General features: G+C 31.3%; 19 protein-coding genes. 8 read left to right on the top strand and 11 right to left on the bottom strand.

Going from position 1 to position 19257, the window contains the following annotated elements; translation table 11 throughout:
- Window positions 1–10 precede the first annotated feature (10 nt).
- Together OF897_RS18355 and OF897_RS18350 are read right to left on the bottom strand one after the other, a co-directional pair.
- Complete coding sequence (locus OF897_RS18355; protein ID WP_267267123.1) at window positions 11–532, bottom strand: hypothetical protein; 522 nt, start codon at window positions 530–532, stop codon at window positions 11–13.
- A 760-nt stretch (window positions 533–1292) separates the two neighbouring features.
- The gene (locus tag OF897_RS18350; RefSeq protein WP_267267122.1) at window positions 1293–1715 is read right to left on the bottom strand and encodes a hypothetical protein; all 423 of its coding nucleotides are present in this window, start codon (window positions 1713–1715) and stop codon (window positions 1293–1295) included.
- Window positions 1716–1992: 277 nt separating this feature from the next.
- On the opposite strand from OF897_RS18350, the gene OF897_RS18345 reads away from it, so the two are divergent.
- The 4 genes from OF897_RS18345 (at window position 1993) to OF897_RS18330 (ending at window position 4245) form a co-directional block, all read left to right on the top strand.
- A complete protein-coding gene (locus OF897_RS18345; RefSeq protein WP_267267121.1) occupies window positions 1993–2361 on the top strand; it encodes a DUF2726 domain-containing protein in 369 nt (122 codons plus the stop codon).
- A 293-nt stretch (window positions 2362–2654) separates the two neighbouring features.
- Window positions 2655–3179, top strand: coding sequence for a DUF6252 family protein (locus OF897_RS18340; protein ID WP_267267120.1), 525 nt, complete (start codon window positions 2655–2657; stop codon window positions 3177–3179).
- Window positions 3180–3406: 227 nt separating this feature from the next.
- Window positions 3407–3667, top strand: a complete 261-nt coding sequence (locus OF897_RS18335) for a hypothetical protein (RefSeq protein ID WP_267267119.1) — start codon at window positions 3407–3409, stop codon at window positions 3665–3667.
- Entirely contained in the window at window positions 3664–4245 is a 582-nt protein-coding gene (locus tag OF897_RS18330) for a hypothetical protein (protein WP_267267118.1), read from the top strand. Before OF897_RS18335 ends, OF897_RS18330 begins: the two co-directional genes overlap by 4 nt.
- Window positions 4246–4776: 531 nt before the next feature.
- Here the strand turns inward: OF897_RS18330 and OF897_RS18325 are convergent.
- The 3 genes from OF897_RS18325 to OF897_RS18315 form a co-directional block, all read right to left on the bottom strand.
- On the bottom strand, window positions 4777–5058 hold the full coding sequence (locus OF897_RS18325; protein ID WP_267267117.1) for a hypothetical protein: 282 nt from the start codon (window positions 5056–5058) through the stop codon (window positions 4777–4779).
- Between the two features lie 2 nt (window positions 5059–5060).
- On the bottom strand, window positions 5061–5600 hold the full coding sequence (locus OF897_RS18320) for a GLPGLI family protein (protein ID WP_267267116.1): 540 nt from the start codon (window positions 5598–5600) through the stop codon (window positions 5061–5063).
- A gap of 84 nt (window positions 5601–5684) precedes the next feature.
- Window positions 5685–5978: a hypothetical protein gene (locus tag OF897_RS18315; protein WP_267267115.1), complete on the bottom strand. Its 294-nt coding sequence runs from the start codon at window positions 5976–5978 to the stop codon at window positions 5685–5687.
- Window positions 5979–7506: 1528 nt separating this feature from the next.
- Between OF897_RS18315 and OF897_RS18310 the strand changes: the two genes are divergently transcribed.
- The 3 genes from OF897_RS18310 (at window position 7507) to OF897_RS18300 (ending at window position 10667) form a co-directional block, all read left to right on the top strand.
- The gene (locus tag OF897_RS18310) at window positions 7507–8568 is read left to right on the top strand and encodes a T9SS type A sorting domain-containing protein (RefSeq protein ID WP_267267114.1); all 1062 of its coding nucleotides are present in this window, start codon (window positions 7507–7509) and stop codon (window positions 8566–8568) included.
- 214 nt (window positions 8569–8782) lie between these two features.
- Entirely contained in the window at window positions 8783–9358 is a 576-nt protein-coding gene (locus OF897_RS18305; RefSeq protein ID WP_267267113.1) for a hypothetical protein, read from the top strand.
- Between the two features lie 712 nt (window positions 9359–10070).
- Entirely contained in the window at window positions 10071–10667 is a 597-nt protein-coding gene (locus OF897_RS18300) for a hypothetical protein (protein WP_267267112.1), read from the top strand.
- Window positions 10668–11216: 549 nt separating this feature from the next.
- Here OF897_RS18300 and OF897_RS18295 read toward each other — a convergent pair.
- From OF897_RS18295 to OF897_RS18285, 3 genes are all read right to left on the bottom strand, one after another.
- Window positions 11217–11651 (bottom strand): energy transducer TonB, encoded by a 435-nt coding sequence (locus tag OF897_RS18295; RefSeq protein WP_267267111.1) that lies wholly within the window; start codon window positions 11649–11651, stop codon window positions 11217–11219.
- Window positions 11652–11995: 344 nt separating this feature from the next.
- Entirely contained in the window at window positions 11996–12451 is a 456-nt protein-coding gene (locus OF897_RS18290; protein WP_267267110.1) for a hypothetical protein, read from the bottom strand.
- Between the two features lie 893 nt (window positions 12452–13344).
- Window positions 13345–13797, bottom strand: a complete 453-nt coding sequence (locus OF897_RS18285) for a ferritin-like domain-containing protein (protein ID WP_267267109.1) — start codon at window positions 13795–13797, stop codon at window positions 13345–13347.
- Between the two features lie 164 nt (window positions 13798–13961).
- Here OF897_RS18285 and OF897_RS18280 point away from each other — a divergent pair, with 164 nt between their 5' ends.
- The gene (locus OF897_RS18280; protein ID WP_267267108.1) at window positions 13962–16223 is read left to right on the top strand and encodes a DUF5686 family protein; all 2262 of its coding nucleotides are present in this window, start codon (window positions 13962–13964) and stop codon (window positions 16221–16223) included.
- A gap of 1282 nt (window positions 16224–17505) precedes the next feature.
- On the opposite strand, the gene OF897_RS18275 is transcribed toward OF897_RS18280, so the two are convergent.
- The 3 genes from OF897_RS18275 to rplJ all read right to left on the bottom strand — a co-directional run bounded on the left by OF897_RS18275 (window position 17506) and on the right by rplJ (window position 19257).
- Window positions 17506–17880, bottom strand: a complete 375-nt coding sequence (locus OF897_RS18275; protein WP_267267107.1) for a hypothetical protein — start codon at window positions 17878–17880, stop codon at window positions 17506–17508.
- A 375-nt stretch (window positions 17881–18255) separates the two neighbouring features.
- Window positions 18256–18621, bottom strand: coding sequence for a 50S ribosomal protein L7/L12 (gene rplL / locus OF897_RS18270; RefSeq protein ID WP_074231997.1), 366 nt, complete (start codon window positions 18619–18621; stop codon window positions 18256–18258).
- A 48-nt stretch (window positions 18622–18669) separates the two neighbouring features.
- Window positions 18670–19257 carry a 50S ribosomal protein L10 gene (gene rplJ, locus OF897_RS18265; RefSeq protein WP_267267106.1) on the bottom strand — a complete coding sequence of 196 codons (588 nt, stop codon included), beginning with the start codon at window positions 19255–19257 and terminating at the stop codon, window positions 18670–18672.

Below are 19257 nucleotides of genomic sequence, written 5' to 3'. Positions count from 1 at the left end.
TTTTTGGGCTTTAATACTTTCTATTCCAGCTAAATATCTTCTTATTGTTTAATTTGTCGATTCCCAATTCCTTCTGAATCTTGGAAACAAAAATATCACATGCTTTTAAAATGTTATCACACTCAAATATCATTTCGTCTGTAGAATAACTCTCAGGGTCAATGAGTTCATCTATCTCTTTATTGAAAGCGTCAAATATAACACCTTCTAAGATAAATAAGTCGTGTTTAGTTTGATTACTTAAAAACAACGATTGTTCGTTTGATGTCTTTATAAAAGCTTCCCAAATATCATTTATATATTTGCTCTTTGGTTTATTTAATCTTAAATCAGTTCTGATATTTAAAACATCTCTCTTTATTTCTGAGGTGGATTCTGCTAAAATAGTATACGACTTCACTTTATAACTAAATAGATGATCCCTGATCTTATCCCTTCTGCCTAGTCTTGAATTTAATAATGCACCTATAATGACACCAGTAATCGTTGCAAACGGAACAGATGCTTTAAATAATTCCAATTTATCCTCCATAATTATAGTTTTCACAAATATAACAAAAAGCCATCTACAATAGATGGCTTACATTTTTCCTAAGTTTTTATTTAAAACTCTGGAAATAATATTAAAATACTTGAATAATGACCCTCTATCAAGAATTGTTTAAATCTCTTCCAAGAATCTAAACGATGCCGTCTGTTGTTACATCTACAATGTGGAAAATCAAATCCTTTCTCATTGTAACTCTCTAGATTTGTTTTGAAGAATAATTTTAATTGACCATTTACTCTTCTTACTCTCATGTGGTATTTTCTACCAGAAATATTTATAAACATAAACAATTATTTAATGTTTGCAATATATGCATGAGATATAATTTTACATGGTTTGCTCCCAATCAATGATTAAGCGTGTTTAAAGTTACATTTTACATAATAAGCTTTAGTTTTTCTTTATTTTCCTCCAAGAAATAAGGCTTATTTTTTCTTCTCACAATCATTTCTCGATTGCGTGTAACACCAATTGAAATTGTGAAAAAGGTCAACAAACATGATTTTTAGAGGCGTCGAGTGACAGGGATCTGAGCTGAACCACCCCGTCTTATTTCTGCGAAATAATCCACCCCTCCGAGGGAGGGGAATTTTTTTGGTGTTAAAAATAATTAGTGATTATTATAGAAATTTTGAGGCTCCGGTTTCTAACGTTGATACTTTTTCCCATTCTTCCTGCGCAAAAGTGAATACAGGACATGCTAATAAAATTAATAATAGTTTTTTCATGGCATTGCTACATATTAATTTGTTGTGTTATTTCTATGGTTTTCAATTTTATTTTTCAGGTCTTCCGTAATGTAAGCTGTTTCCTTGTCGACAGTAGTGTGTATTGAATCTAAGCTGTTTTTTGATATTTGATCGACAATATTTTTTCGTTTTTCATTTAAAACCCGAAAACTGATAATCATTCGACGAGCCATATGATTATTGGTGGCTTGAGAAACTCTTTTACTGATCATGTAATTTTTGTACCCCGTTGCATAGGCTTCTTTTAAATTTTTAGCAGTAATTTCTTCTTCTTTTGTATCATAATCATCGCCATTGATATCGGTCCAATTATTTACTCGGATTTCAACGGTATATTTTTGAGGTAGAACTGGTTTTTTCTCGCAAGAATAAAGAAAGCCGCAAATTATTGCGCATAGAGATAGAAGTTTTTTCATGGTTTATATTTTTCCAAATATAATGAAAAAGGCGTAAGACTTGCGTAAGTCTTCAACCTTGAAAATATCTATATTTGAGGAAACTAAAAGATTATAGATTTACTTTCATTAAAAATTTCAATTGCAGCATTATCTTGTAGAATAAGACCATTGAAAAGATCACTATCAGATGAACAATTAGTTATTTATGAAAAAGCAATGATTGAATTAAAAGAAAAATTTGTTAATAATCATCCTAAAATGACTGAAGCTCATTTAAAAACAGGTAGAGAATCTTATGTACTTTTTAATCAAAGAAGTTTTATCAATAGAAGAATTTTCAAAATATGATGTTGTTCTGTATTTTCCGCTGAGAAATTTCACATCAGATTTCAGCAAACTCTATCATGAAGAAGAAAAATATGCCCGACATCACGCCACTCATCCAGATTTTATTATCTACAACAAGCTTGGGAAAAATCCTGTGTTAGCGATAGAGGTTGATGGCTACGAGTATCACAGAGCAGAAAGCCGACAAGGTGAAAGGGATGTGATGAAAAATAAGATTTTAGAAAAGTATGGTATTCCCTTATTGAGGTTTTCGACTACGGGAAGTGGGGAGAGGGAAAGATTGATTGAAAAACTCACTATGCAGCTAAATAAATAAGATAGTTTTATACAAAAAGATTTAATTTACTTTAAACTTTTAAAAAAAACAGAAAGATAATCAGCAGTAATGTTTGCTTTCATCTCCTTGAGTTAATTATTCTTGATAATTTCTAAAAACTAAATATCAGTAACTTTAAAATTCCTGTATTTTTTAAGAAGTATAAGATTTTAAATTTTATGTAGCATTAGATGATACTAAAGTGACGGTATTAAGATAGTAATGATTTATTAATGAAAGATTTGTATCTTCCAATCCATTATGTGTATAATCCAATCTCATTAAACAATAATATGAAAAAAATCTTCTTTCTAGTTTTAACAACTGCAATGTTACTTAATTGCAAAGACCGTGATCAAGACACCGACGTACTTCCTGAAACAACGCAATCGGGAAAAAATACCGGTGGAGCTATCGTAAACAGTAAATTATGGGTTGCAAAAGTACAGGCACCAAGTTCCATTGCAGGTGGAAATATTACTTCTTATAGTCATGTTGGCAATGCATATAAAATGGAAATCACGCTCCAGGAAGTTAATGACCAGAGCTCTCAAATCAAAATATATATCAGAGATGTACAGGATATAGCAGCAAAAACGTACAATGTTAATTCTTCCTCAAATGTAGAAGGATATTACACTGATAAAAATTTTGTTAAATACGATATAACTTCATCAACGGGCGGCTCTGTTACAATCACACATTTTGATATCTTCAAACAAGTTGTGTCCGGAACATTTAGCTTTAAAGCTGAAAATTCAAATGGAGAGATTGTAACCGTCGCAGATGGTAGGTTTGACAAAAAATTCAGTCAATAGTAGTTTTTGAGATCCTTAACAACTTATATAAGCAGTAAAGTAGATTTAAGACTGCTTCAAGTAAATTTAGGTCTTAAATGTGAAATGATAACGTTCGACCAAGTTAATATACCTGCTCTCCAAAGTCTCCCTACTTTGGAGTTTTTATTTATGCACAGTTCACTATATTTGAAATGAACTAAAAACCTATTTAAAAAATTGCGACCTCACATCTAAAATCTCAGGCTATGTATATCGACGGCAAAGACAGAACTTATGAAATAGAATCTTATAATTTCGTTGGTGAGAAGTGCAGTGTAACTTATAAAAATAACGGTAAATCTTATTCTTATAATGAAAGCAGAATTCAAATTGTAAAATCTGCCATTCAAACGAAAAATGCAGAAAATATATTCAGTTATTTAAAAGATATAGCTGAAACCGTAGGACTAACAACTGAAGAAGGCAGTAACATTATAAAACTATTAATAACTAAAATCAAAACATGAAAAAAATTCTTATCGTCGCAACACTGATTCTTTGTAATTATCTATTCGCTCAAAAAAAATATAAAATTGAACAGTACGTCTGGTCTTTTGATTCACCAAAAGACTATATCCCCAAAATTGACCAGTTTGAAAAGGAAATAAAAGCAGGTACAAAATATCTTGAAGAAAAAGATATAAAACCCAGTGATGATGATGTTGTTTTGCTAACTCTTGAAAAAAAAGATAAAACAAGTAACATCATTATGGTAAGCTACAGAGACAACAGCTCAATTGATGAACTGACATTAGGCGGTTATGCTGAATTAATGAAGAACTCGATGCTGGATGTAGAAAAGATGCAATACCCCGATGATGATGTTACGATGGTAGTTGAAGACATTGTTATTGATAAAATAAATTTTAAAGTGATTAGAGAGACTGTTGTTTTTAAAAAAGATAATCATATTGGATCAAAGTATTTCTATATAGCTGATATTGACGGCAAAGAATTTATGATTGTTGCAGCAAGTGTCAACGAAAAAGACAGAAAATTAATTGATCAATCAATTTTAACCTCGACTTTCAGAAAAATAAAATAGAACCTTAAATTATTTCTGCCCGTCTGTTCTTGATTGGCTTTGGTATAACTTGCTACAACGCCCAGAAAGATGGAAATCCCAGAACGATGGCAATGTTAATTTTTGATTCGAAAACTAAGGGTAAGAAGAATCATTATTTTTAAAACTAACTTTTCGGATAATGAGGGAAATAAGGTGTTTTTTATGAGGTCTGGAATGTGGTGGAGAAGTTCCAGAGTGGATTGGTGAGGCAATAGATTTCGCCTAAAAGGGATTACTCTCGTTTTAACCACCCCGACTTATTTCTGCGAAATAAGTAGTCCCTCCAAGGGAGAGGAATTTTTTTGGTGTTAAAAATAATTAGTGATTATTATAGAAATTTAGAAGCGTCGGTTTATTGTACTACTATCCGAAGTCTCATAACTTTGGAGTTATTACAGATTTACTTCAAAATGAGTAGACTTTTTGTAGCAACTATTATCATTATTTCAAAGAATAAAATTTAAAAATTAATATAAATATTATATTAATTTTTAAATTTTAGTAAACTATTCAATCTTCTAATTCTATAGGATTATGTCCTTTTTTTTCGGTTTCTCTAACCATCTGTTTTGGTTTTTGATCCTCTAAAAAGAGAGTTCCCATCCCTTCTAATTCTCGTCTAGCATTTTGTCTAAAGTTTGTTCTAGCTTCTGATAATTCTTCTTTCGTAACTATTTTAATATTTTGATATCGAGCATTACTTACCCGAACTAATTTTCCCTTTAGATTAGAATTTGAAACTGATTTTATTAATTCAAAATCGTAATCTCCTGTTCTGTCCGTAATTTTCACAATTAATCCTGGAAGATTACTAAATTTATATGGTCCATAGGGAAAAGGATTTCAGTGGAATACCAAGCAATCCAATCTCTTCCCTTATATCTAACTTCTGCTTTTTTACAGACAAGAGAATTAATTACTTTTGTTTCATTCACAAGCTTCCAATTGTTTATTATAGGACTATTATACGATAGAAGTGTCATTCCAACCGCTTCGTAAAATTGTGAATGTTGATTATTCTGAATAATCAGAAAGTTAGACTTTGAAGCAGGAATATTGCTCACATTAATTACGCTTTGCTTCTTATTAAATTCTGCACTGAAAGCAGAATCAAATTTTAATTTATTTTCACTTATAAAAAAGGCACGAGTGTCGCTCACCTGTAATGAAAAAAATTCTTTTGTAATATTATCTTGATTTAAAGTATTCGGTTTGTATTGAAGTAAATAACTAAATTCTCCTCTTAGTGAATCTTTATCGACTTTTTGAGAAAATGATATAATCGATAAAAATAAAAATATGACTACTAAAACATGTTTTTTTATAAAATGCATTACTCTATTTTATTTAGTGAAAAACCGCACAAATATCTCAGAGATTTTTGTGCGGTTCTGTAAATTTGTTTAAGATGAAATTATTTAAGGAGTAAAAGGACTGTCATACATACAATAATTAGTCTGTATTTGTGAACCCCAATTTTGCCATTGAGCTTCAGACCAATTCTGACAAGTATATGCAGAAGTGCAAGTTACTACTACAGTTCTACAATTATCCTCTTGTAATCGACGCTCCGTTTCTAAGGTTATTGTTTCTTCCTTTTCAACTTTTAATTCCTCATTCTTTGAAACGATTTCTTTTTTATCAGTTTCATTTTTTGGTAGAGTCGTATTAGCGCTTACTAACCCAGCTACACCTATTGCAGCTAATAACATAATTTTTTTAATATAATAAATATTAAATTTGAATTGTAAATATATAAAAATAATTCACACACCCAAAGTTTTATTTTATTTTTTTAATCTATAAATTAGTTAATCGTTGTACGCTAAACATCAATGACCTCATGTTTTATTAAGAGTTTTTTCCTTTGAAGATTAAGAAGATTTTACCTTTTTTATGATAGTCGTATTCATAAGAAAGTTCAACATAATTAAAACAATTTATCCTGTATAATATTAAATAACCTTGAGTTTCGAATTTTCGAAACCCAACATTACTAAAAAAACATAGGTTAACTTCATTTTTTATTACTTTATCAAACACTTTCACTTGGATTGTTAAAAATAAATAGTGAAAATTATAGAAATTTAGAAGCTCCAGCTTAAAGGTGGAAGACTTTGAATAAGAATAATATTAAAAAATTCTTGGATTGAAGCCACAAGGCAGATTTTTGCGGGAGCGAAGGGAGTTGAGCTGAACCACCCCGTCTTATTTCTGCGAAATAATCCACCCCTCCAAGGGAGGGGAATTTTTTTCGTGGTGAAGACTATGTATTAAAGTGCTTTATTAAAGAAGGTGGATTTGTAAAATTTCTTTAGGATAGACCACGCGAAACCATCGGGCAGGAGCGGGGGGATTGTAGCAACAAGAAAGGATTGACTTCGTTGAATTGCATTTCGTGCGGCAGCGGCGAACATTAATTTTGCCACCTCAGAAATATTAATAGACTTGCAGAAATAATATGTCTATTTGGATTGAAATTCAGTTCTTGTAGAAGAAACTGAATTAAGCCTAATACTGTCTCAAAAAAAATAAGCAGTGTCATAAGCACTACATCATCTAGATATATTAGTGCCAAAAGACCCCTTAATGTTTTTTATTCTTCGATAACTTTCCTACAATAAAGCCAAAAACAACACCCCAACTACACCTAAAACCAACTGATAAATTTCAATATTAAACATTTAAAATAATTTTCACAAATATAAAAATTATCACTAAAAAATGAAAACACTCCTGTTTTAACTTACATTAATTCTTTTGACTTCCTGCAAAGATGACGCAAACTGAATTTCCAATAAAAATGAATAATGAAATACTAATAATTGTAAAGGTTTAGATTAAAATTAAAAAAATATATCTTCTCCTGTTAGAAATAAGGTTATTTTTTTTTTCACAAAACAATTACTTATGTTTAATTTTTCTTTTAAAAAAACAATTTAAAAAAAAATAAATAGCTCATTTACAGCATTTTAAAACTTAAATCTTTTTTTTGTGAAAAAAAAGATCATCGATTGAAATATTAAATTATATTTAGCCAATGAAAGAAGTTATCGGGTAAGTCTGACTACTAATCTTGGCAGAAACGCAGATGAAATGTAGTATATGCGAGGGAGTGATTTATTGACAGGAAATATTGTTGAACTATCAAAATATTTTGTATCCATTTTTTCTTTTATGAGTCGGAATTCCCGAAACAGCGACTAAAAAACTCTGAAAGTAGGAAATAAAAAAAAATTTATGAAAAAACTAGTAATTATTTTATTTATGCTATTATTTTCTAATAGCGTCTTTGCTGGATGGAGTACATCAGAAAGAAACAGTTGTAAATGGTGGGCTCGTAAATACCATGCAACAGCACGAGTATTCACAGGTCTTCCTGCCGTTCAAACTACAGGTAATTGCGGATATGCTTATGCTGAAAAAATTAAAAATTGTGCTTGGCAAAAAGCTTCTCGTGGTGACAATGGTGTTTGGGCACAAGGTGGCGTTAGTAATAAGTTTTGTTCAAGAGGAGAAGTCGTGACAGATTTCGATCAGTTCTTTTTACCTATGGTTGATGACATTGAAGAAAATATTGAGGAATCAGAAATCACTGCTGATGCAACTATTTTTGACCCAGGTTCACATACAGTAGTTATACCTAATATTTCAGGTAAAATTAAACTTGTGAAAAATAATGGTTTTTATTCTGACATACGATTTTCAGTTTGGAAACCAAACGATGATAATGTGAATATGGTTCAGGACGAAAAAATGGATGAATCAGAAATTTTGAGTAGACTTTCAATAAAGTTAACAGATGACGGGTTAATTTTTAAGGGAGATTTAGTAAGTGAAGAGCTTAAATCAAAATTTACTGTGGTAGACAATGGAAGAGAAATATATGTTGTTTTTAATGATGTTTCTTTGAAAATTCCTGTTGATTCTAATATCGCACTTGAAGATATCGCAGTAGAAATTGAAGGAGACGGAGCTCCTGATACTAAATCAAATATGGCTAAAATGTCAAACAGTACTGATTTGGCAATATCCAATAATGATTTTAAATTTAAGGTTTATCCTAATCCAACATCTGACTTTATCAATATCGAATACTCAAATAATCAATCTTCAGGTCAGACAAATATCTCAATTTACAGTCTATCAGGAGTAAAGATGAAGGATGTATTTGCTGAAATTAGCAATAGAGGCAAATCGCAATCAATAAAAGTTGATATCTCATCATATCCTAAGGGAGTATATCTCATTTTAGTTGATAATAATGGTAAAAAACTTTCAAAGCAAATAATTAAAAACTAATTTTAGAAGACTTCCTGCATTTTTATGCAGGAAGCTCTTTTATCTATACTCTATGAAATCATTTTCAAATATTGTTTCAATAATTTTTTTTCTTTTTTGGAACTTTTGCTTTTCCCAATCCGATTATTCACTTGGAATAACTTTGGGTGGCGGCTTAAACCTTTATCACAATAATCTATATGCTGACAAAAGCCATTTTAAGACACGCCAACCTTTGTCACTTAATTTTGGTGTAAGATTGTCTAAAAATTTAGATGAAGAAAATAAACTTTATACTGAACTTTTTATTACGAGAAAAAAAATAGAATTTGATTATCGGCTTAATGAAGCAGAAATTCCTTTTAACAACAAAGAAAAGTTCGGACAAAAATATGATTGCATATCTTTATTTGTAGGATATAGAAGATTATTTTTCCTAAATGAGAACGCTATTTATGTTGAAGGCAGTGTGGGAGCTGATTATAACAATAACGTTATGAGCTATAATGAAGGAAATGGTGAATCACAAGAAGCTTTAAATAGTGTTTTAAATTTTGAAAATTTTTACGATACCAACTTGGGAGAAAAGAGTTACACAATAAGTTCCAATATAGGAATTGGATTAAATTTCGGATCTAGAAATCAGTTTGATATGGGGTTGTCTATGAATTTACCGTTTCAGAAAATTCAGACAAAAGAATCAAATTACCAATATTTGTGGAATTATAAGAATAAAAACTATCTCCATCAATTAAAATACGTAGGTACTATTTACTATCCAAGTATCAGGCTGACATACTATATTTTATAGGATTCAATTATAAATAGTATCGTTTTTTATTTATAAATTCCTATACATTTAAGTATGATTTTTATTCATTAAAAATTCCGGAAATCATTTCATTGATATATTCGTTGTACTCCTAAGACTCTCGACTTAGGAGTTTTTATATTGAAAGAAAATGTTTACTAAATAATTCTGGCTGAGTATACTTACCCTTATTATTGACACCTTTTTTATAAACTATCAGATTAGACTTTGATAAAATAAATTTCCTCGCTCTTCGACATCTCTTTACTTTGAAGGAATACAAGAAGATAACATTTTATGAGACTTACCTCAGCATAGGCAACATTAGATGATTGTTGTGGAATTGAAGCCACACGACAGATTTTTGTGGGAGTGAGGGGAGTTGCACCACCCCGTCTTATTTCTGCGAAATAATTCACCCCTCCGAGGGAGGGGAATTTTTTTCGTGGTGAAGACTATGTGTAGAAGTGCTTTATTATAGAAGGAGGATTTGTAAATCTTTTTAGATAGTGCACGCGATACAATCGCGCGGGAGCGGGGGGATTTTTTTAATTGATCCATTTTAAATTTTTAGCCAATATATTACGAACCTTCAACTTGGCTTTTTTTATTAAAAAATATCCTGCCTTTTTTCTTTATATTAAGTCATCTTAATGTAGAATTATATTAAAAATAATATTATATTAGCCATCTAAACCAAAACAAAATAACTATGAAAAAACATGTTTTTTTATTATGTCTCTCTATGTTCTTGTCTGTTATTATAATCTCTTGCGGACGAGATGAATTGTTAGATGAAGCACAAGAAGTATCAGATTCTCAGATGATGATGAAGCCTCCCTTAGACTCTCTAATTATCGATACAACATTTACCAAACCCACCATCAACGCAACAATTTTCACCACAGGACAAACCTGCTATTCTCTAGCTTCAGGCTATGGCTATAATTATAGATATTACGTATCTGCAAGTGATGTAGTTTCTTATGACAGAGTGGTGCATTCAACAATAATTAAAGGCACTGCTCTTTATTTTGTTCAACCGTTAACGATACCTGCTTATCAAAATGTGTCTGAAAATGTAATTATATTTAATAATGAATCTTCAAAAGTAGGTGATGTGAAGATTAGAATTTTATCCGTATTAAATAGCAATGTTGAGACATTACAAAATTATAATAGAGTTGATTACGATGGATATATCAATAATTGTTTTTCAAGGCCTTTCAATCAGCCAGATTCTTGCTATGATGAAAATTTAGTACCTATTGATAATAATCACGACGGTATTTGGGATTGTATGCAATAAATAATTGAATCAGAATGTATATCAGGTTTCCACTTTGTGGAAGCCTTTTTTTATAACACGTCAAGTTTTGTCGCATCAACTGTATATTTAGGATGAACAATTAAATTTACAATATGAATCGCTACCAGACTTTTAGAAACAGAATTAAACCACTCACTGATTTGTTTTGGCATATAGTACAGCAGCAGAGAGAAAAGAAACTGAAAATAAAGTAAAATTGAAGACAGCTTTTTTGGGGATTCAAATGTAAGCCTGTCTTAGCTAAGCAGATTGATACATAATAGAAATGTGTGGTGGCGATGAGTGGTGTACAATAAAACATGCCTCTCATAACGATAAAGCGAATTGGAACCATCCCATCTTATTTCTGCGAAATAATCCACCCCTCCGAGGGAGGGGAATTTTTTTCGTGGTGAAGGCTATGTATTAAAGTGCTTTATTAAAGAAAACAGTAAAAAAACATTCAGGAACTATCAAAATTTATGACATTGCCACCCATTCCGGAACTTTCCTAACTTTTTTAGAGTAGCATATAGACAATAGGCTGGTTTATTCAAAATTCATTTTTAAAGGAATTCTGAAGGCAGAACGCACAACTTCATCATTCATCTTTGCAGGTGCCCATTTATTTTTGATTGACTTCATTACTCTAACTGCTTCGGTGTTAAACTGTGAGTTGCTTCCATCTGCTTTTACATTAGAGATAGAACCATCCTTTTCTACAATAAAGCTTACAACAGTTGATATGTTTCCTGCTGCTTTTATTTTCGAACTTTTAAATGCGCTTGCAAACTTACTTCTTAAACTATTGATTCCTCCTGGGAATTCTGCAGCCTGATCAACGTCTGAATACACTCTATTTTGATCTGCTAAAACATCTGTTTTATTTTTATCATCTGATTGCGTACTGTATACCGGAGGAATACCCTGACTATACGACATAATAGACCACAGTACTCCTAAAATTGTGATTTTTATTTTCATTTGTTTATATTTATTTGTTTATAATCCGTCACGCATTTTGAAAAATTTCAATATTGCATTCGTCAGATCGAGTATTTTTTCGTAAAAGTGGAGAAAAAATGTATCGAGAATAGATTTATCTTCAAAATTACAAACTTCTCGATACGATTTTTTTCAAAAATCTACTCGAAGTGACGAAAGTATTTTAAAACGTACAACGGGTTTATATATAATATTTTGCCTTTCCTAAAGATAAAAAACGCAAAGCTATACAAAGAATTGTAAAAATACTGATATAAAGCTAAACAAAGCCGTTTCACTTATTTTAGAAAGACAATGATTTAAAATGTACAACGGATTATGTATTATTTTTTTTTAGAGATTATAAAATAACTTATGTCATTAGAATAACTTGAAAGTGTACGAACCGAATGCGTTGCATTTTCATACAATCGTTCTGTATTTTCTCCATTTGGTTCTGAATAGATCAACTGGAACTTATTATCAGAAAGAAATTTTTTATACTCGTTATAGACCGCTTTAGTGGTTGCAGCAATCGTTACTTCAACTCCCCTTGCGGGATCATCTTTATATGTAAAATAGTTCTCTGCATTTCCTGAAGCATCGGGATGAAATCCGAAAGTAGATTCGAAATTGCTTTTATTGTAATCTAAAAATTCCCACCCATTTTGTAACAATACCTTTTTAGCATTGTCTACGTTCTGCTTTTGAATTTCAATAACTTGATTTAGTGATAGATTTTGAGCATACGCTGCCATGCCGGTACAAAGAATCAATAATAAAAATATTTTTTGTTTCATGTTGACTTTATTAGTTTTGATTTTCCAAATTTATATTTAAATACGCTCAAAGATATATTTTCGGAAATAAAAATGAAATACCCCTAAAGTGGTATTTTTAAAGATGGATTTTTTATTTACTGCCTTGCTACTGTTTAAAATTAAAATTATTTTTTAACAGAATTTTTGTGATCATGTGGTGAACAACAAAAATGCTTTTATTGAAAATGCTCATCAATTCTTTTATAAATTTATTGTTCTTTCAAAAAAAACAGGATCCTCTTCGAGGATCCTGTTTTTAAAAAATATATGATGTAATTTGGTGTAGTATGATTTGATTTCTTTGCAAACGCATTTCTAAATCTGCAGAGAACAGGGCTCGGTTTCCTAGACTATATGAACCCTGCTATTCTACAAGAAAACTGAATGATGAAATTTTTATTATTGATAACCTGATATCTTATTTCTGAAACAAATATAAAATGAAAGACTATTAAAAAAAACATTCACCGGGTGTCATTTATAAATAGTGACGTAAAAATTTGTGAAATATCACGATATAAAAACACTGCAAAACACTGATTTTCAAAGAAAATATCATGATTTCAGAACTGATTTTTATACATTAAAATCTTTGTATTTCCTTGCTCATTGAAATGCCATTGTTTATCTTAAGAAATCATATTATTATAACTACTTGTCCTTTTCAAGCGATTAAAAACGCAAGGCTATACAAAGAATTGTAAAAAAATACTGATATAAAGCTAAACAAATCCGTTTCACTTATTTTAGAAAGACAATAGTTCAAATGCATAACGGGCTAAAATTGTATTTAACCTATTGGCTTTATTGACATTTATAAAAAAACTCCTGATTTAGTTATTATCAGGAGTTTCAGATTTTTCTATCCAGTACTAGTCAACCGACTTTTCAATATTTTCAAATTTGCGGTAGGACTCCTGCAGCTGCATATGCTGGTCGGCAACAACTACCGTGCTTTGGGGACAAAGATTTCCGCTTTGCAGCGCTTCCTGATAAGAATCTATAGCAGCTTTCTCACCAAAGATTACATTTTCGATTGTAGATTCAGCGTTGTTTCCTGAAAATGCGTTTTTAACATCAATCCATCCTCTATGCAATGCGCCTGCCACTGTTGAACTATCATTAACTTCACCCCCACGCTCATTTATAAGATCAATTAAATCAGCTCTCATCACTTTTGACTGTCTGACCATTTGATCGTAATCAACTTTTAGAGCCGAATAAGAATCCCAAACTTTGTCTTCAACCTTAGTAAAACCTTTAATTCTATCATTTGTAATGTTTAGCAAATCGTTCAGCGTTGCTACTGTTTTAGTGTTTTCCATATCTATTATTTTGTAATGTGTTCTGCATTACCTACAACTGCTATACCATACCCCACGATCAATTGTAATTTCTAATCGGCATCTTTTTTGCCAATGCTGAGATACTTACGGAATGCCGTCATTCTCTGAATCAATATTAAATACAAAAAACACCCATCGCAGGCATGAGCAAATACTATCTTTTACTACTTGCATTAGTATCTAACTTCACTTTTTCTCAGACTAATAATAATGGGGAAGTAAAGACAAAAGATATTGAAGCTGTCATTTTACAGGACAAAAGTGATCCGCGCGCGCTTGAAATTTTACGTAAGGTGAATAATAATTATCTATTCAACTCGCCAGAAAGCCTTCCTTCTTATTCTTATAAATCTTATGAAAAAATATCTCTTGATTTTGACCAAGACAGCATCAAGGCCTACAATGATTTTATCACCCAAAGAATAGACTCTTTGAAAAGGTTACCGGAAAGACCTTTAAAAGCCACAGAAAGAAAAGACTCTATAGAATCTGTACAGTTTGCTAAACTTGCTGGTCAAAGCAAATTGTTTCTATGGGAAAGAGCTTCAGAAATTTTATTTTCCAGCAAATATGGAGAAAAAATAAATATCCTCGATAATAAAATTTCCGGCCTCAAAGAACCCTTGTATGAACTGATGGCATTCCGCTCCAACAGAACTCAAATTCCCAAGGAAATAAAAGAAGAAAACCGCAATCTTTACCGCTATTTCCTAACAGACTCTCTAGATATTGACGGACGAGAAAACTACGTTATCAGATTCAGACAAACCAACTACAGAGAAACTGCCGACAAGAAAAAATTTACCGGATATATCTATGTAGACAAGGAGACTTTTGGATTAAAAAAAATAGAAAGTAACAGTACCATAGAAAATGAAGGAAGCATCACCAGTACCTGGATCTACAATGGAGGAAAATGGTTTTTATTAAAAGAAGATTATAAACTGAAATTAAATAATAATCTTCTGAATACCGGTTTGAACCCTGACCGTAAGAAAAACAAAGAGGAGAAAAAAAGAGATCATGAAAATACAAAGAAATTTGGTCAATACGCCTATGCTACCGCTGATTATTTTGACTTTAAAACAAATATCAACAGCAGCTCAAAAGACTTCCAAGGGTATACTATTGATGTAAAAAATTCTGACGGCACTCTGATCGACCAGTACCGAACCTCTGAACTATCAAAACGTGAGGAAGAAACCTACGTTACCATCGACAGTTTAAGCAGCAAATATAAACTGGACCGCAAAGCAAAAGCATTAACCGGTTTATTAAAAGGGAAAATACGTGTAGGAATTATCGATTTTGATCTTGCAAGAGTAATCGGTTATAACAAATATGAACATTTCAGACTAGGAGCCGGCATTAAACTCAATGAGAGATTCAGTAAATACATTTCTCCTGATGCCTATTTTGCGTACGGCATATATGATGAAAAATTTAAGTTTGGTGCAGGTGTAGATCTACGTACTTCATTACAAAAGAATTCTTTTTTCCGCATTGAATATTTCAATGATGTCATGGCTGCGGGAAGATTTACCGAAAACTTATGGAACTTCAGAATGAAAATTATGAGTTCGGGAGTAGCAATTAACAATAATGTATTCTACCGTTATCAAGGTTTTAAAGTAAGTTATGAAAATGACCTGACCAACGGCCTCACCGTAAATGTAGCGGCTAAAAAAAGTGAGGAACAATCTTTATTTGCTTACAACTATAAGGATCTTGGGAATCAATTTGATATTTCATCAGCGGTTATTACTTTGAAATATTCACCCAAGTCAAAAAATATTATGACGCCAGAAGGAAAATTCACTTATGAGCAGAATTTTCCGGAAGTATATTTCAACTATGAACAGGGATTTAAGGGATTGGATGGAAATTTTAACTTCAGTAGATTTGATGTTCTGTTTACGCAAAATTTCAAGACAAAACTTGGTGTAACAGGCATCAGGGCATATGGCGGATTGCTTGTAGGCGATGCTCCGATATGGAAAAACTTTACAATGAACGGTCTCGCAAATGGCAGAAACGGCCTCAACTTTAATCTAACTTCTTATCTAGGCTTTGCCACCATGGAAGGAGGAAAATACTTTAATGATCGATTTGCAGGAACTTATCTTACCCATAGACTTCCTTGGTACTTTAAGAGCTTTGGTAAAAATGTTTCCAGTTTCGATTTTATTTATCGCGGGGTAATTGGCGATATGAAAAACCCGGAATATCATCAATTTGAGTTTGAGAAACTGGATCATCTTTATAATGAAGTGGGATTGGAATGGAATAATTTTTTGTCTTCCCAGTTTAATTTAGGATTCTTTTACAGAGTAGGGCATTATAACACATCAAGTTTTAAGGATAATTTTGCGATACAATTTAAACTGAAACTTTTAGGATTTTAGAATGCTTCAAAATTACATGAGCCTAAAATCTATAAATAATTTTTGTTTGAGAGATGGAAAAGCAAGAAGTTTTCGTATTGGTATTTATGAAAGAGTTATTGCGGGATTGAGGGTAATGATTATCCTATTAATCGGTATGAATGTAACCATTTCCCGCTTTCCCGTACCTACTGACTGTGGGATGATACAAAAGAGATAATATTCTGGTCAAAACCAAGAGTCTTTGCTCAGATAGGCAACATTAGATGATTGTTGTGGGATTGAAAGCTTAAGACAGATTTTGAGGGGAGTGAGGGGAATTGAGCTCAACCACCCCGTCTTATTTCTGCGAAATAATTCACCCTTCCTAGGGAAGGGAATTTTTTTCTTGGTGCAGAAGGCTATATATAAAAGTGCTTAATGATTTTTATACAAACTGAGGATTTGAAAAATTTGTTTCTATAAAACAAACCATAAGATAGAAATGTGCGGGAGTGGGAATTATAAGTTTACAATTTTTTGCTTTTGTTTTTCAAATAATATCTTACAATAAACCCAAAAACTAAACCAATAATTACAGCACCAATAACTTGGTATAAATCAATTTTAAACAATTTATAATGATTTTACTCACATAGATAAGAATAATTTTTAAGAATTTAAAAAATTAACACTTGAATTTCTGTAATCATGTACAAAGTTATCTATCAAATGCAGTAACAGTATTTTATTGAAGGTTGTTTTACACTTGGAGATAACATTGAAAAAAATATTTAACGTACATACAATTTGCTCTGTAAAAACTCAAATGCATAATTTATCTTCATCTGTGTTGGTATACTTTTTAGCTATCCCTATCATATCCACCCCCTCTGAGGATGGAGAATTTTATTTCTTATTGTAAACTAACTACTGCGTAGATTTCAGGTGAAGGATTACATATCAACGTTTAATTATTTTAAAGAATGAGGATTTGAAAAATTTTGTTTCGTAGAATAAGCCATAACTTCAAGTTGATTATTTTCGACTAAATATTTATTTTACAATAATGCATTCATTAACAGTAAACTATTTTACGTATAACATTTTATGCTTATTTAAAAATAAATAAAAACAATTACATTCGCAACATATTTTATATTGGTCAAGATATGACAATTTTAAACTTATTTATTGACAACGATCACTACAAAATAAAACTTAATGGTAGTAAATAAAAATTCCCTTACTAATATGCAAGGGGAATATTTATTAGATTATAAGAGGTATGTTTGTTCTATAATTGATAAGATATAGTACAAATCTATGGCACACCTTTTTTTTCTCTCTTTTCAGTGTTTTTATCTTTCTCTTTATTACTTTCCTTTTGTTTTTTTGTCTCAGTATTTTTTGTTACTGTTCTGCTACTTTGCTTTGGAGTCACCATTTCTAGTTTTTTTGAATCTTTTTTGTTATCATAATTGGCAATACTTGCTTTGTCATGCACAATTTTATTATCAGAAATTTGGCTATTAAATGATTTATCGGCCGAAAAAAGTGTTGCACCGTCTTTTAAAGCAATTGTTGGTTTGGGCATCTTCAGTTGAGCTACCGAATCTTTTGATTGTGCAAACAAAGTATTTGTAAAGGATAAAAGGATGAAAAGCAGTACCGAAAAAAGAATTTTTGTTTTTTCCAAAATAAAGAAGATGTATTTATTAGATTTGAAGGAATTTCGTTTGCAAATTTACACAACTTTATGATTTAAGTCATAACATTTATGATAATTGTACATTTATAATGAATAAATTTCATCAGGTGTGCAAAAAAAAGTAAAAATATTTTATTTTAAATCACATCAATTAGAACTTGAAATCACTTTCAATAAAAGCTTTATTGAGACTAAGCTTGATATTATTTTTGACTAGTAAGAGCCAATATTTCCTTTCGTAACTAAACTAATTTTTAAAATTATAAAGATTTTTAAACAATTATGGATTCAAAATTACTTTTACAAAACAAAAAAGAAGCGATAAACTAAGTTTATCGCTTCTCTATATTTAAAAATTGAAAATTATTTCAATTCTACTTCAGCACCAGCTTCTTCTAATTGCTTCTTAAGAGCTTCAGCTTCGTCTTTAGAGATACCTTCTTTAATAGCAGAAGGAGCTCCGTCTACGATATCTTTAGCTTCTTTAAGACCTGCACCAGTTAAATCTTTTACCAATTTAACGATAGCTAATTTAGAAGCACCTGCAGACTTAAGAATTACGTCGAATTCAGTCTTTTCTTCAGCAGCTTCAGCACCACCTGCAGCAACTACTACAGCAGCAGCAGCTGGCTCAATTCCGTACTCATCCTTAAGGATAGTAGCTAATTCATTTACGTCTTTTACTGTTAAGTTTACTAGCGTTTCAGCTAAATTTTTTAAATCTGACATTGTTGTAATGTTTTTGTTGATTATTGATTGATTTTTTTGAGAGTCTAATTATTCTGCAGCTGGAGCTTCTCCTTCTGCAGCAGCTTCTGGAGTTTCAGTAGCTGGAGTTTCTTCCACAGCAGGTGCAGCAACTTCTTCAGCGCTAGCTTCTACAGTTTCAGATTTGTTTTGAAGAGCAGAAACAACTCTTTGGATTGGAGACTGAAGTAATCCGATGATTTCACCGATCATTTCTTCTCTAGACTTAATGCTTACTAGAGCATCAAGGTTATTGTCACCAACATAGAAAGTTTCTTGTACGAAAGCTGATTTTAAAGCCGGCTTTTCTTCTTTCTTTCTGAAGTCTTTGATTAATTTTGCTGGAGCGTTAGCAGTTTCAGCAATCATTAAAGCAGAGTTACCTTTGAAAGTACCAAACATTTCAGAGAAATCTACTCCGTCAATTTGTTCCATTGCTTTTTGCAAAAGTGTGTTTTTCACAACTTTTACTTTGATGTTTTGCTTGAAAGCTTGTCTTCTGAAGTCTGAAGCTTTACCAGCATTCAATCCTTCAAGATCTGCAACATATACTACTTTAGCATCCTGAAGCAAGTCTTTGATCTCTTGTATCGCTACAACTTTTTGGTCTTTTGTCAT

The sequence above is a fragment of the Chryseobacterium formosum genome, from assembly GCF_026460885.1.
Classification (GTDB): Bacteria; Bacteroidota; Bacteroidia; order Flavobacteriales; family Weeksellaceae; genus Chryseobacterium; species Chryseobacterium formosus.
This window is presented reverse-complemented; position numbering and strand designations above follow the sequence as displayed.